11 protein-coding genes are annotated in these 12716 nt (G+C 70.1%); 10 read left to right on the forward strand and 1 reads right to left on the reverse strand.

The features are described 5' to 3' along the window. The first annotated feature begins 51 nt into the window (after positions 1-51). The 10 genes from MRBLMX7_RS12830 (at position 52) to MRBLMX7_RS12875 (ending at position 11697) form a co-directional block, all read left to right on the forward strand. Positions 52-1227: an ROK family transcriptional regulator gene (locus MRBLMX7_RS12830; RefSeq protein WP_363369090.1), complete on the forward strand. Its 1176-nt coding sequence runs from the start codon at positions 52-54 to the stop codon at positions 1225-1227. After that, positions 1224-2129, forward strand: coding sequence for a polysaccharide deacetylase family protein (locus MRBLMX7_RS12835; protein ID WP_363369092.1), 906 nt, complete (start codon positions 1224-1226; stop codon positions 2127-2129). Before MRBLMX7_RS12830 ends, MRBLMX7_RS12835 begins: the two co-directional genes overlap by 4 nt. Next, positions 2126-3451 (forward strand): MFS transporter, encoded by a 1326-nt coding sequence (locus MRBLMX7_RS12840; protein ID WP_363369094.1) that lies wholly within the window; start codon positions 2126-2128, stop codon positions 3449-3451. Before MRBLMX7_RS12835 ends, MRBLMX7_RS12840 begins: the two co-directional genes overlap by 4 nt. A gap of 144 nt (positions 3452-3595) precedes the next feature. Further along, positions 3596-5065: a glycoside hydrolase gene (locus MRBLMX7_RS12845; protein ID WP_363369096.1), complete on the forward strand. Its 1470-nt coding sequence runs from the start codon at positions 3596-3598 to the stop codon at positions 5063-5065. A gap of 40 nt (positions 5066-5105) precedes the next feature. After that, positions 5106-6446 carry an ABC transporter substrate-binding protein gene (locus tag MRBLMX7_RS12850; protein WP_363369097.1) on the forward strand — a complete coding sequence of 447 codons (1341 nt, stop codon included), beginning with the start codon at positions 5106-5108 and terminating at the stop codon, positions 6444-6446. 76 nt (positions 6447-6522) lie between these two features. Further along, positions 6523-7404, forward strand: coding sequence for a carbohydrate ABC transporter permease (locus tag MRBLMX7_RS12855; protein ID WP_363370927.1), 882 nt, complete (start codon positions 6523-6525; stop codon positions 7402-7404). Next, positions 7401-8315 carry a carbohydrate ABC transporter permease gene (locus MRBLMX7_RS12860; protein WP_363369098.1) on the forward strand — a complete coding sequence of 305 codons (915 nt, stop codon included), beginning with the start codon at positions 7401-7403 and terminating at the stop codon, positions 8313-8315. Before MRBLMX7_RS12855 ends, MRBLMX7_RS12860 begins: the two co-directional genes overlap by 4 nt. Beyond that, complete coding sequence (locus MRBLMX7_RS12865) at positions 8312-9331, forward strand: LacI family DNA-binding transcriptional regulator (protein ID WP_363369099.1); 1020 nt, start codon at positions 8312-8314, stop codon at positions 9329-9331. The genes MRBLMX7_RS12860 and MRBLMX7_RS12865 overlap by 4 nt, the downstream gene beginning before the upstream one ends. A 9-nt stretch (positions 9332-9340) precedes the next feature. After that, positions 9341-10747: a glycoside hydrolase family 32 protein gene (locus MRBLMX7_RS12870; protein WP_363369101.1), complete on the forward strand. Its 1407-nt coding sequence runs from the start codon at positions 9341-9343 to the stop codon at positions 10745-10747. Beyond that, a complete protein-coding gene (locus tag MRBLMX7_RS12875; protein ID WP_363369103.1) occupies positions 10747-11697 on the forward strand; it encodes a carbohydrate kinase family protein in 951 nt (316 codons plus the stop codon). Before MRBLMX7_RS12870 ends, MRBLMX7_RS12875 begins: the two co-directional genes overlap by 1 nt. A 21-nt stretch (positions 11698-11718) precedes the next feature. On the opposite strand, the gene galE is transcribed toward MRBLMX7_RS12875, so the two are convergent. Continuing rightward, positions 11719-12696 carry a UDP-glucose 4-epimerase GalE gene (gene galE, locus MRBLMX7_RS12880; RefSeq protein ID WP_363369105.1) on the reverse strand — a complete coding sequence of 326 codons (978 nt, stop codon included), beginning with the start codon at positions 12694-12696 and terminating at the stop codon, positions 11719-11721. Positions 12697-12716 lie beyond the last annotated feature (20 nt).

A 12716-nucleotide genomic window follows, 5' to 3' on the forward strand; every position in this document is an offset into this window, starting at 1 on the left:
CAGACACGATGTGTCTATGCTGGGTCCGACGTCGACTCCGGGGGGACCCTCATGGCACGACCGCTCGCCGGTCCGCAGACGCTGCTGCGCACGCTGAACGGACGCGCGATCCTCGAATCGCTCGCCCGCCGCGGACCTCTCACACGCGCCGAGCTCATGACCGAGACGGGTCTCTCCCGCACCGCGGTCACCCAGGTGCTGCGGATGCTGGAGGGGTCGGAGGCCGTCGCCGCCGCCGGCGTCGACCGGGAGACGCGCGGACCCGCCGCGGGGCGCGTGTCCCTGCATCCCTCCCTCGGATACGCGGCCGCCGTGCACGTCGAGCCCTCGGCCGCGCACGTCGCGCTCGTCGATGCGACCGGCGCCGTGCGCGTGGAGACCCACGGCCCGTTCCCGCCTCTCGGCGACCGCGTGGCCCACATCGCCGAGCTGATCGAGGCCTGTCTCGCCAAGGTGAACGGACCCCTGCACGTCGCGGTCGTCGGCGTGCCGGGCATCGTCACCGCCGACGGGGCGATCCGCGACGACCAGGGCCCCGACGGCGGAGCATTCCGCGCCGCGCTCTCCGCCAGGCTCGGCGCGGCCGTCCGGGTCGAGAACGACGTGAACCTCGCCGCTCTGGCGGAGCTCGCCGACGGACGCGGCTCCGAGCTCGCGAGCTTCGCGCTGCTGCTGCTCGACGACGGCCTCGGCGGCGGCATCGTGATCGACGGGATGCTGCACCGGGGGTTCTCCGGCGTCGCCGGCGAGATCACGTTCCTGCCGCAGACGCCCGTGCCGATCGGCGCCCCCGTCCTCGGCGACGCCGTGGTGCGCGACCTCGCTCTCGCGCACGGACGCGACCCCGAGGAGAGCGTCCACCAGCACCTCGACGCCGCTGCCGCCGGGGACGCGGCCGCCCTCGCGATGGCGGCCGAGATGGGACGCCGCCTCACGATCGTGGCGGGCAGCATCGCGCTCGTACTCGACCCCGAGGCGTTCATCCTCGGCGGGCTCGCCACGCACCCCGTGCTCGTCGAGGCGGTGGAGCGCGTCGCGGACGAGTACGCCGCGCAGCTGCCGATGCGCTTCCTCGTGTCGGCGTTCGGGCCGGAGGCCCCGCTGGTGGGCGCCGTGCAGGAGTCGGCCGCCGCATTGCGTGCGACCGTCTTCTCGCGCCTGGTCCCCTCTGTAGATCGGGGCGCGTCCCTCGATCGCGGCGCCACGGGCGCACGGTCGTCCCGATGATCTCGGACCTCGCCGACCGTCTGGGCCTCGCCCCTGGGGCGCGCGCGATCATCGTCAACGCCGACGACTTCGGCATGTGTCACGCCGCGAACACCGCCATCATGCAGCTGCTGCCGGCCGGACTCATCGACTCGACGACCGTGATGGTCCCGTGCCCATGGGCGCCGGAGGCGCTCGCGTTCGCGGCGTCCCGAACCGACCTCGACGTGGGCGTGCATCTCGTGCTCACGAGCGAGTGGACGCGGTACCGCTGGCGTCCCCTGACCGGCACCGCCACGACCCTCGTCGACGGGGCGGGGTACTTCCCCGCCGAGGTGCTCGCGGTCGAGCAGGGTGCGTCAGACGCCGACGTCGCCGCCGAGATCGCGGCGCAGCTGCAGGCCGCCCTCGACGCCGGCGTCGACGTCACGCATCTCGACAACCACATGGGCTCGGTCTACGGACTGCTCACCGGCCGCGACTTCCTCGGCCCCGTACTCGAACTGGCGGCCCGCCACGGACTGCCCTTCCGCCTCCCGCGGACCATGGAGGGCGCGGCCGGCGACCCCGCGCTGCAGGCGAAGCTCACCGAGGCCGCCGCGGCCGCCGACGCGCTCGGCGTGGAGATCGTCGATCGGCTCTGGACGCACCCCTTCGACGCGCTGCCCGGAGAGACCTACGAATGGGTGCGGGAGGGGTTCCTCGCCCTGTTGCGCGCCGTGCCGGCAGGGGTCACCGAGATCTATCTGCATCCCATGGTCGACGACGAGGAACTGCGCGCCGCGGTCGACGTCGGCGCCGAGAAGCGCGGGCATGAGCTGCGGCTGCTGAGCGACCCGATGGTGCTGCAGGCGATCGAGGAGGAGGGTCTGGTGCGCATCGGATGGCGCGAGCTGCGCGACCTGCAGAGGGGAGAGCGGTGAGCTCGCTCACGACGCGCCTGCGCGATCGACGGCTCGATGCCGCGCCCACCCGCGCTCAGGCCCTGGCGTTCGGCGCCTCGGGATTCCCGACGCAGCTCATGGCGCAGACGTTCTCGGCGTTCGTCGTCTACTTCTACGTCACCCACCTCGGCGTCGCGCCGGGCTGGGTCGCGGCGGCCATGGTCGCCCACGGTGTACTGAACGCCGTGTTGAACCCGGTCGTCGGGGCGCTGTCCGACCGCATCCGCACGCCCTGGGGCCGCCGCATCCCGTGGATCGGGATCGGCATCGTGCCCCTGGTCGTGGCCTTCGCCCTCGTGTGGATGCCGCCGGCCCTGCCGACAGCGGGTCTGATCGTCTGGTTCCTCGTGGTCGTCGCGGTGTACGACATCGCCTTCGTCGTGGTCGTGCTCAACGTCTCGGCGCTGTTCCCCGAGATCTTCCGCACCACCGAGGAGCGCGCCCGCGGCAACGTGCCACGGCAGATCTTCGCGATCCTCGGAATGGTGCTGGGCACGGCCGGCGCCCCGGCCCTGTACGGCTGGATCGGCTGGCCCGGGATGGCGATCGTGCTCGCGATCGTGTGCCTCGGGATGCTGGTCTGGTCGTTCACGGGCGGCATGGTCGAGCGGCGCGTGCCCGAGGCGTCGTCCGAGGCGATGCGCTGGGGCGACCAGCTGCGGTACACGTTCGCGAACCGGGCCTTCGTGCCGTACGTGCTCGGCTCGCTGTTCGTGCAGACGTCGATCGCGGTGATCCTCGCCGCCATCCCGTTCTACGTGCGCTACTCGCTGCACGCCGCCGAGGGCGAGGGGAGTCTGCTGCTCGGGGCGATCTTCGTCACCGCGATCCCCTCGATCGTGCTGTGGAGCGCGGTCGTGCGCCGCACCTCGCCGCGCACCGCCCTGCTGTGGAGCGTGGCCGTGTTCGGCGTCGCCGTGCTCGGCTACCTGCTGCCGTCGAGCGTGCTCGCCGCTGCGCTCGTCGGCGTCGCGGTCGGCATCGGCGTGGGAGGCCTGCTGCAGCTGCTCGAGGTCGTGCTCGCGCAGATCATCGACGAGGATGCCGTCCGCACGGGGCACCGGCGCGAGGGCGCCTACTTCGGCATCAACGGCTTCGTGGTGCGCGGCTCGGTCGTGCTGCAGGCCGTCGTCGCGGCGGCCGTGCTCACGGCATCCGGGTTCGACGCGGGTCTCGGCGACGCCCAGCCCGAGACCGTCGACGGCGGCATCCGGATCATGGTCGCGGTCGTGCCGCTCGTGTTCACGGCTCTCGCCTGGCTGTGCTTCTGGCTCTACCCGATCCGCGCGCGCGACGTCTGACCGGCTGCGCCCGAGCCGGGATTCTGCCGGCATCCGCCGCGGGCTCCGATCACTCTCCATTTATCCTGATTAACCGCTTGACCACGCCGAGGGATTCGGGTTACTCTCTGCGTAACCGATTAACCAAAGACGATTGGACGGGACGTGGACCAGCGAGGGTTCTATCAACCGCACCGCGCGTGGGTGGGTGACGTCATCCCCTGGCAGGAGGAGGGCGTCTTCCACCTGTACTACCTGCACGAGACTCGCCGGGTGCCCAAGGACGGGATGCCGTGGCGTCGCATCTCCACCGAGAACCTCATCGACTTCCGGGAGCACCACGACGGCATCGCCTCCGGAGGCGCCGACTCCGACGACTTCAACGTCTACACGGGCAGCATCGTCCGAGACGAGGACGGGCTGCACCACGCCTTCTACACCGGACAGAACCCCGACCGCCTCGGACCCGATGGGCTTCCGCTGCAGCTCGTGATGCATGCGACGAGCACCGACGGCATGGCCACGTGGAACCGGCATCCGGAGCACACCTTCGGCGCGACCGGGGGATACGAGACCGCCGACTGGCGGGACCCCTTCGTGTTCCGCGACGAGCGGGAGGGGCTATGGCGGATGCTGATCACCGCGCGGCACGACGACGGCCCGCACCGCCGCCGCGGGGTGATCGCGCAGTGCACCTCCCGCGACCTCGCGCACTGGGAACCCGCCGCCCCCTTCTGGAGCCCCCGACGCTGTGTCGCCCACGAATGCCCCGAGGTGTTCCGGTGGGGCGACTGGTGGTACCTGGTCTCCTCCGAGTTCAGCGACGCGTTCGTGACCCGCTACCGCATGGCGCGCAGCCTCGACGGCCCGTGGATCGTGCCGACGCACGACACGCTCGACTCACGTGCCTTCTACGCCGCCAAGTCGGCGTCCCGCGGGGACCGCCGCCTCTTCTTCGGATGGATCGCGACGCGCGAAGGCGGGGCCGACGACGGCGCATGGCAGTGGGCGGGGACGATGTCCGTCATCGAGGCCGAGCAGCGTGCCGACGGGACCCTCGCCTTCCACCCGACGAGCGAGCTGCGCGCGACGTTCGGGGCGCCGACCGCGCTCCTGCCCGCGGGCACCGCGCTGAGCGCCCCGGACGGATACAGGCAGATGCTCAGCGAGCACGCGGTGGACGAGTCGTTCCGACTCGTCGCGCGTTTCCGCACCGACGACGACACCCGGGAATGCGGTGTCGTGCTCCGGGTCGGTGACGACGAGGACTCCGGATACGTCCTCCGGCTCGAGCCCCACCGCGGTCGACTGGTGTTCGACCGGTGGCCGCGACGGGCGACGGGAACCGAGCAATGGCAGATCTCCGGAGACGTGCCGTTCCTGATCGAACTCGAGCGCCCCGTCGATCTCGGCCCGGGCGAGCACGTGCTCGACGTGATCGTGGACGGCGAGCTCTGCGTGGCCACCGTCGATGACTCCGTCGTGCTGAGCACCCGCCTCTACGACCACCCGTCGGGCCGCGTCGGCGTCTTCGTCGGCGAGGGCGAGGCCACCGTCCTCGATCTCACCCTTCACTCCCGCGACCGCTCAGCGGTCGTCATGCCGCAGCACGACCTCGTCGCGACCAGCGCGTGAGTTCTTCCCCCACCCGAATGGACATCGAAGGAGATACACCATGATTCGACCCGCACGCAGGATCGTGCTTCTCGCCGCTGCCGCAGCGACGGCCGCGCTCGTGCTCACCGCCTGCGGCGGCGCCTCGCCGTCCGCGGATCCGACCGACGTCGATCCCGAGGGCGAGATCGTGCCCCGCGAGATCTCCTGGTTGCTGTCCCGGCCGGCGGACGGCGGGGTCATCACCACCATGGAGCAGATCGCCGACGAGTACGCCGAGGATCATCCCGGGTTCGCACTCAACCTGATCACGACCCCCGACCGACCCTCCTACATCCAGAAGTACGAGACGCTGGCCGCGGCGAACAAGCTGCCGGAGCTCTTCGACACGGACGCGACGCCGTTCGCCCAGAAACTCGCCGGACAGGGACGGATGCTCGACATCGACCTCCTCCTCGACGACCTGGGGCTCACCGACGACTACCGCCCGGCGGCTCTGAACTATCAGCGCTTCGACGACGGTTCTCTGTACATGGTGCCCTTCGAGTTCCAGCTGGAGTTCTTCTGGTACAACACCGCGCTGTTCGAGGAAGCCGGCGCCACGGTGCCGGCGACTCTCGACGACTTCCCGCAGATGTGCACGGACCTGCGCGCAGCCGGAATCACCCCGATCGCGCTCGACGGCCAGGATCAGTGGCCGCTCGAACGGTACATGTCGTACTACCCCTTCCGCCTTGCGGGACCCGAGTACGTGCAGGACCTCAAGAACGGCGACGCCTCGTTCGGCGACCCCGCCGGACGCGCCGCGGCCGAGTGGCTGCACTCGCTGGGACAGGCCGGATGCTTCTCCGACGGCTTCTCGGCCACCGGATACGCCGACGCGCAGGCGCAGTTCACCTCCGGTACGGCGGCGGTGTACAACATCGGCACGTGGGAGCTCGGCAACCTCGCCACTGACTCCCTCGACGCCTCGGTGCGCGATGCGGTCGACTACTTCACCCTCCCGACGATCGACGGTGCGGCGACCGCCGACAACGAGTACGTCACTCCGTCCGGGATCGGGATGGCCGTGAACGCCCAGACGTACGACCCGCTGGTCCGTGACTTCCTCGCCTTCGCCCTCGAGCGGTACCCGGAGCTCTACGCCGCGACCGGTGCGCTGTCGCCGACGTCGTCGGCCGTCACGACCGTGCCCGATACCGCGACGCCGCTCTACAGTCGTGCCGTGGAGCAGGCGGACGGCGTGGGCGAGGCGATCGCCATGCCGTGGGACACGCAGCTGGACCCGGCCACCAACACCCGCCTCCAGCAGGAGCTCACCCTGCTCGTCCAGGGCGAGATCACGCCGGACGAGTTCATCGAGACCATGGACGCCGCTCTCGCGGAGAACAGCGATGGCTGACGTCCTCTCCTCCGGGACGGTCCCGCCTCGCGCGCGGCCGTCCCGGAGGCCCCATCGACGGCCGATGGCCGGGTCCATGCTGCCGCGTCGGTCGACGCTCTCGGTGCTCGTGTTCCTGGTCCCACCGCTCCTGCTGTACGGGATCGCCGTCCTGCTGCCGATCGTCCAGTCCCTCGTCCTCAGCTTCTTCCGCTGGGACGGCATCACCGACCTCGTGTTCGTCGGCATCGACAACTACCTGAAGATGCTCACCCGAGACGACGTCTTCTGGACGGCCTTCGGGAACGCGATCGGCTACCTCGTGATCTGCCTGGTGCTCCAGCTCGGCGGTGCGCTCGTCGTCGCCGCCCTGCTCACCGCCCTCCCTCGGGCGCGCGAGCTCGTCAAGACGATCTATCTGCTGCCGGCCGTCATCTCGACGGTCGCCATCGCGATCCTCTTCCAGCGGATCTACTCCCTGGAGCCGGCGGGCCTGGTGAATCAGGCTCTGGCCTGGATCGGGCTCGAAGGGCTGCAGACGGCGTGGTTGTCGAACGTGCAGACCGTGCTCGCCGCTGTCTCGATCCCCGAGGGGTGGCGCTTCACCGGGCTGTACATGCTCATCATCTACGCCGCGTTGATCTCTGTGCCGCGCGAGCTGGAGGAGGCTGCCCGCCTGGACGGTGCATCGTGGTGGCAGGTGTTCTGGCGGATCCGCTTCCCCCACATCCGCCCGGTGTGGATCACCACGACGATCATGGCGACGACCTTCGCGCTCCGCGGATTCGACATCCCCTACCTGCTCACCGGCGGCGGCCCCGGCCAGGCCTCCGAGCTGCTGACCACCTACATGTACAAGACGGCCTTCGTCCACACCGACTACGGATACGCGAGCGCGATCTCGGTGTTCATCGTGATCGAATGCCTCGTGGCCGTCGGACTCATCCTGCTCGTACTCCGTCGGAAGGACGAATCATGACCGCTCCCGCGACCGAGGTGCTCGCGCCGGCCGGGGAGTCGGCGCCCCGGCGCACACCGCTGCGGCGGAGGCCCGGCTCGACTCGGCTCCGCACGCAGCGCACGCTGCTCACCGTCACGGTCGTGCTGATCGTCATCGTGCAGATCTACCCGTTGGCCTGGCTGTTCCTCACGAGCTTCCGCACGGCCGCGGACTTCGCGGGAGGCAACCCCTTCGCCCTGCCGTCCGAGTTCACCCTGGACAACTACGGGCGGGCGTTCGCGACAGGCAACCTGGGGCTGAACATCGTGAACAGCCTGATCGTCACGCTCGGGTCCAGCCTGCTCATCGTGATCGCCGGCATGATGGCCGCCTTCGCCCTGCAGGTGCTCGGGTTCCGGTTCAGCGGCATGGTGCGCGCGCTGTTCCTCCTCGGGATCATCGTGCCCGTGCAGATCGCACTGGTCCCGCTCTTCATCGATTACTCGCAGGTCGGTCTGCTCGACACGCATCTGTCGATGATCATCCCACTCGCGGCGTTCGCCCTCCCCATGGCGGTGTACCTGTTCTCGTCCTTCTACGAGTACATCCCCCGCGAAACGTACGAGGCGGCGTCGCTGGACGGTGCCGGCCCGTATCGGATCTTCCTCACGATCACCTCGCCGCTGTCCCTGAACACCATCATCACGGTGGTCCTGGTGAACAGCATCTTCATCTGGAACGACTTCATCTTCGCGAACACCTTCGTACTATCCGACGGTCTGAAGACGATTCCCCTCGGCCTGCAGAACTACATTGGGGCGATGGGGAACACCGACTGGACGGCGACGTTCGCGGCGGTCTGCGTGTCGGTGACGCCGTTGCTGCTGGTGTTCCTCGTGCTCAACAAGGCGATGATCCAGGGACTCGAGAGCGGAGCGACAAAGGGATGAGCAGTGCAGGGCAGGGCGCACACGCGCCGAACGTCACGATGCGCGACGTCGCCAAGGCCGCGGGCGTCTCGATCGCGACCGTGTCGCACGTCGTCAATGACAAGCCCGGCGCACGGATCGGCGAGGACGCCCGTCGCCGCGTTCAAGAGGCCGTCGCCGACCTGGGTTACCGACCCAACGCGCTGGCGAAGACTCTCTCCCAGGGCACCTCGCGCTTCATCGGTCTCGTCGCCGACCAGATCGCGACGACGCCGTTCGCCGGTCAGATCATCCACGGCGCCCAGGACGAAGCGTGGAAGCACGGGTTCGTGCTGCTCGTCGCGAACACCGACGGTCGTGCCGAAGTGGAGAACGACGCGATCGCGATGATGCTCGAGCACCAGGTGCGCGGCATCCTCTACTCCACCTGGTATCACCGGGAGATCGCAGTGCCGGAGGCGCTCCATCACACCGACTCGGTCCTCGTCGACTGCTTCGCGCCGGGCAGTGGGCTGCCCGCCATCGTGCCGGACGAAGTGCAGGGCGGGCGTACTGCGACCGAGGAGCTCCTCGCCGCAGGACACCGGCGGATCGCCTTCGTGAACACGACGACTCCGTCGCCCGCGCAGACCGGGCGGCTCGAGGGCTACCGTGCGGCGCTCGAGGCCGCGGGGGTCGAGTACGACGATGCGTTGGTCCTGCCGGCGGCCCCGGAGCAGGAGGGTGGATACGAAGCCACCGCGCGGATCGTCGAATCGGGGGCGACCGCGGTCTTCTGCCACAACGACCGTGTGGCGATGGGGGTCTACGACGGGCTGCGCGAGCGGAACCTGCGCATCCCCGAAGACGTCGCGGTCATGGGCTTCGACAACCAGGATGTGATAGCCGCGCATCTGCGTCCGACGCTCTCCACCGTCGCGCTCCCGCACTATGAGCTGGGCGCGTCGGGCGTGCGCGTGCTGCTCGGGCTGGAGAAGCCCGCAGACGACCGTCCGACCCTCGTCACGTGCCCGCCGGTTCGGCGCAGGTCGGTGTGAGGGATGGACGTGGGCACAGAAGAGCGGCCGCTCGCGAGGGTGGTCCCGCGCCCCGCCTTCCACTTCACCCCGCGGACGAACTGGATGAACGACCCGAACGGCCTCGTCCATGTCGACGGTGTGTGGCATCTGTACTTCCAGTACAACCCGGAGGGCGCCGACTGGGGCAACATGAGCTGGGGTCATGCGACGAGTGGAGACCTCCGGCGCTGGACCGAGCACGAGGTCGCGCTCTCGTGTCGTCCGGGCGAGCAGATGTTCTCCGGCTCGGCGGTGGTCGCACCGGACGGCGGCCTGGTCGCCTACTACACGAGCGCATACGACGACGGTCGTCAGGCGCAGTCGCGGGCGCGCAGCGTCGACGGCCGGTACTGGGTCACGGACCCTCCCGGGCCCGTGCTGGATCGGGGCACGACCGCGTTCCGGGATCCGAAGATCATCCGCCACATCGATGACGACGGCACTCTCACCTGGGTCATGCTCGCGGTCGAGGCCGAGGACCGCCAGGTGCTCTTCCACACGTCCCGCGATCTGCTCACGTGGGAGTACCGGGGGTCGTACGGTCCGCTCGGGCCCGAGGGCGTCGTGTGGGAATGCCCCGACCTGGTGCGACTGCGGGTCGACGGTAGGGAGGATGACCAGCGCTGGGTGCTGGTCGTGAGCACCAACCCGGTCGGCGCAGACGCCGACGCCGACGGATCGTCGATGAGCTGGGTGATCGGGGACTTCGACGGCGCGGTCTTCGTCGCGGACGACGCCGAGCTGCGGCGCCTGGACCACGGCAGGGACTTCTACGCCGGCGTGACCTTCGACAGCGCGCCCGACGGTGACGCGATCATGGTCGGGTGGATGAGCAACTGGCGCTACGCGGCGGACGTTCCGGCGGCGCCCTCTCGTGGTGCGATGTCGCTGCCCCGTCGACTCTCTCTGCGCACGGACGACCATGGCCCGGCGCTGTGCCAGCAGCCGGCGGACTTCCTCCGGGACATCCTGGCCGGCGAGCCCGAGCACAGGGTCTCCACGCCCTGGGCGCGTGCACACGAGGCGCATGCGGTCCTCGAGCTGCGGTGGGATCCGGCGCAGACCGGAACCTTGCGCTACGAGGTGTCCGGCGACGCGGACGCCGTCCTCGCCGTCGAACACCGCCCCGAATCCGGGGATGTGCGCATCACCCGCTCCGGCACCGACGCCGCCGCCCTGCATCCGGATTTCCCGTCGTCGGTCGAGTTCACCCTCACCGCATCGTCGGAAGCGCGGATGCTGGTGGTCGTCGACGGTCCCCTGGTGGAGATCTTCTTCGGCGAGGGAGAGCAGACGGCCTCCCACTTGCTCTTCACGGACTCGGAGGCGGTCGCGTCGCGGATCACGACCGCGCACGACGAAGTGGTCGCCGTGCGACTCGGAACGGTGACCTGATGGCGCCCTCGACCGACGAACCGCGGATCCTCGTCGTGGGCGAGGCGCTCGTCGACATCGTGCACCGGCTCGACGGGTCCGTCACCGAGACCCCGGGCGGCAGCCCGGCGAACGTCGCCCTGGGACTCGGGCGGCTGGGGCGGACTCCGACCCTGCTGAGCTCGATCGGGACCGACGACCGAGGCGATGCCCTACGACGCTGGCTGGCGGAATCCGGTGTGGCGCTCGTCGGGACGCCCCGGGAACGCACGTCGACGGCCACGGCCGAACTCGACTCCCGGGGTGCCGCGTCCTACCGGTTCGCCATCGATTGGGAACTGGACGCGGACGACGCGCCGATCGCCGATGCGCTCCACGTGGGATCGATCGCCGTCGCGCTCGATCCGGGGGCGCGGGCGGTCGCACAGATCGTCGATCGCCACCGAGGTCGCGCGCTGATCAGCGCCGACCCCAACGTGCGGCCGTCGCTCGTGCCGGGCACCGTCGCGGCGCGGGTGAGGATGCTCGACCTCCTCGCCCGGGCGGATGTCGTGAAAGCGAGCGATGAGGACCTCGCGTGGATGTTCCCGGGGGTCGACCTCCGGCGGGCGGGCGCCGAGCTGCTGGGCAGAGGTTCGGCGCTGGTCGTGATCACGCAGGGCGCCGAGGGAGTCATCGCACTGCGAGAGCGGGAGGCCGAGCTGCGAGTGCCTGCCGTATCCGTCGACGTCGTCGACACGGTCGGGGCGGGCGACACGTTCATGGCCGCGATGCTCGACGGGCTCGTCAGCCAGGGCATCTCGGGAGCGGACGGCCGCGCGAGACTTCGCGCGCTCCACCGGTCCACTCTCGCGGAGATCCTGCAGGGTGCCGCCGAGGCGGCATCCCTCACCGTCGGAAGGCCGGGGGCGGATCTCCCCTCGCGGGCCGATCTCGACGCGCTGCGGGCCCGGACGACGGCTCCGGTCTGACGGGCGTCGCCGGGACGGGTCTCAGCTCGCGCGGCGGCGGGCCTCCCAGCCGGTGCGGACCATCTCGTCGACCGAGTACCGCATCTTCCAGTCGAGGTCGCGCGCGGCGAGCTCGCCCGTCGCCACGATGCGGTCGGGGTCGCCCGCGCGGCGCGGCCCGATCTCCGGGGTGAAGTCGATGCCGGTGACGCGCGCCACGGCATCCATGATCTGCTTCACGCTCAGCCCGTCGCCGGAGCCGAGGTTGTACGCGGGCTCGACCGGCTCGCCTGCTGCGAGCCGCTTCGCGGCGGCCACGTGCGCGGCCGCGATGTCGCCGACGTGCACGTAGTCGCGCACGTTGGTGCCGTCCTCCGTGGCGTAGTCGTCGCCGAAGATCTTCGGGGTGCGGCCGTCGAGCAGCGCCTCGAACACGATCGGGAACAGGTTGTGCGGGCTCACGTCGTACACGGTGGGGTCCGCCGAGCCCACGACGTTGAAGTACCGCAGCGAGGTGTGGCGCAGCGGAGCATCCGAGTCCGCCGTCGCGACCGCCTGGTCGCGCAGCAGCCACTCGCCGATGAGCTTGGATTCGCCGTAGGGGCTCGCCGGGCGCTTCGCGGTGTCCTCGACGACGAGGGGCACGTCCGGGGTGCCGAACACGGCCGCGGACGACGAGAACACGATGTTCCGCACGCCGACGGCCTGCATGGCCTCGAGGATCACGCGCGTGCCCTCGACGTTCTGCGCGTACGTGTGCAGGGGGCGCTGCACCGAGACGCCCGCGTACTTGTAGCCGGCGACGTGGATCACGCCCTCCGCACGGTACTCCCGCAGCGTGCTCTCGACGAGCTCGCGGTCGAGGATGCTGCCGCGCACGAACGGCACGCCCTCGGGGGCGAACGACGCGACGCCGCTGGAGAGGTCGTCGATGATCACGGGGTCGAGGCCCGCTCCGGCGAGGGCGCGGACCACGTGGGCTCCGATGTAGCCGGCGCCGCCGGTGACGATCCAGGACATGTGTTCCTCTCCTGCCGCGC

Source organism: Microbacterium sp. LMX7-1.2 (assembly GCF_040675935.1).
Lineage (GTDB): Bacteria > Actinomycetota > Actinomycetes > Actinomycetales > Microbacteriaceae > Microbacterium.

What these genes read in the sequence shown, in the direction of transcription:
- MRBLMX7_RS12830 (WP_363369090.1), top strand. Translation starts at nt 52, where the DNA reads ATGGCACGACCGCTCGCCGGTCCGCAGACGCTGCTGCGCACGCTGAAC.
- MRBLMX7_RS12850 (WP_363369097.1), top strand. Translation starts at nt 5,106, where the DNA reads ATGATTCGACCCGCACGCAGGATCGTGCTTCTCGCCGCTGCCGCAGCG.
- galE (WP_363369105.1), bottom strand. Translation starts at nt 12,696, where the DNA reads ATGTCCTGGATCGTCACCGGCGGCGCCGGCTACATCGGAGCCCACGTG.
- MRBLMX7_RS12855 (WP_363370927.1), top strand. Translation starts at nt 6,523, where the DNA reads ATGCTGCCGCGTCGGTCGACGCTCTCGGTGCTCGTGTTCCTGGTCCCA.
- MRBLMX7_RS12865 (WP_363369099.1), top strand. Translation starts at nt 8,312, where the DNA reads ATGAGCAGTGCAGGGCAGGGCGCACACGCGCCGAACGTCACGATGCGC.
- MRBLMX7_RS12875 (WP_363369103.1), top strand. Translation starts at nt 10,747, where the DNA reads ATGGCGCCCTCGACCGACGAACCGCGGATCCTCGTCGTGGGCGAGGCG.
- MRBLMX7_RS12860 (WP_363369098.1), top strand. Translation starts at nt 7,401, where the DNA reads ATGACCGCTCCCGCGACCGAGGTGCTCGCGCCGGCCGGGGAGTCGGCG.
- MRBLMX7_RS12835 (WP_363369092.1), top strand. Translation starts at nt 1,224, where the DNA reads ATGATCTCGGACCTCGCCGACCGTCTGGGCCTCGCCCCTGGGGCGCGC.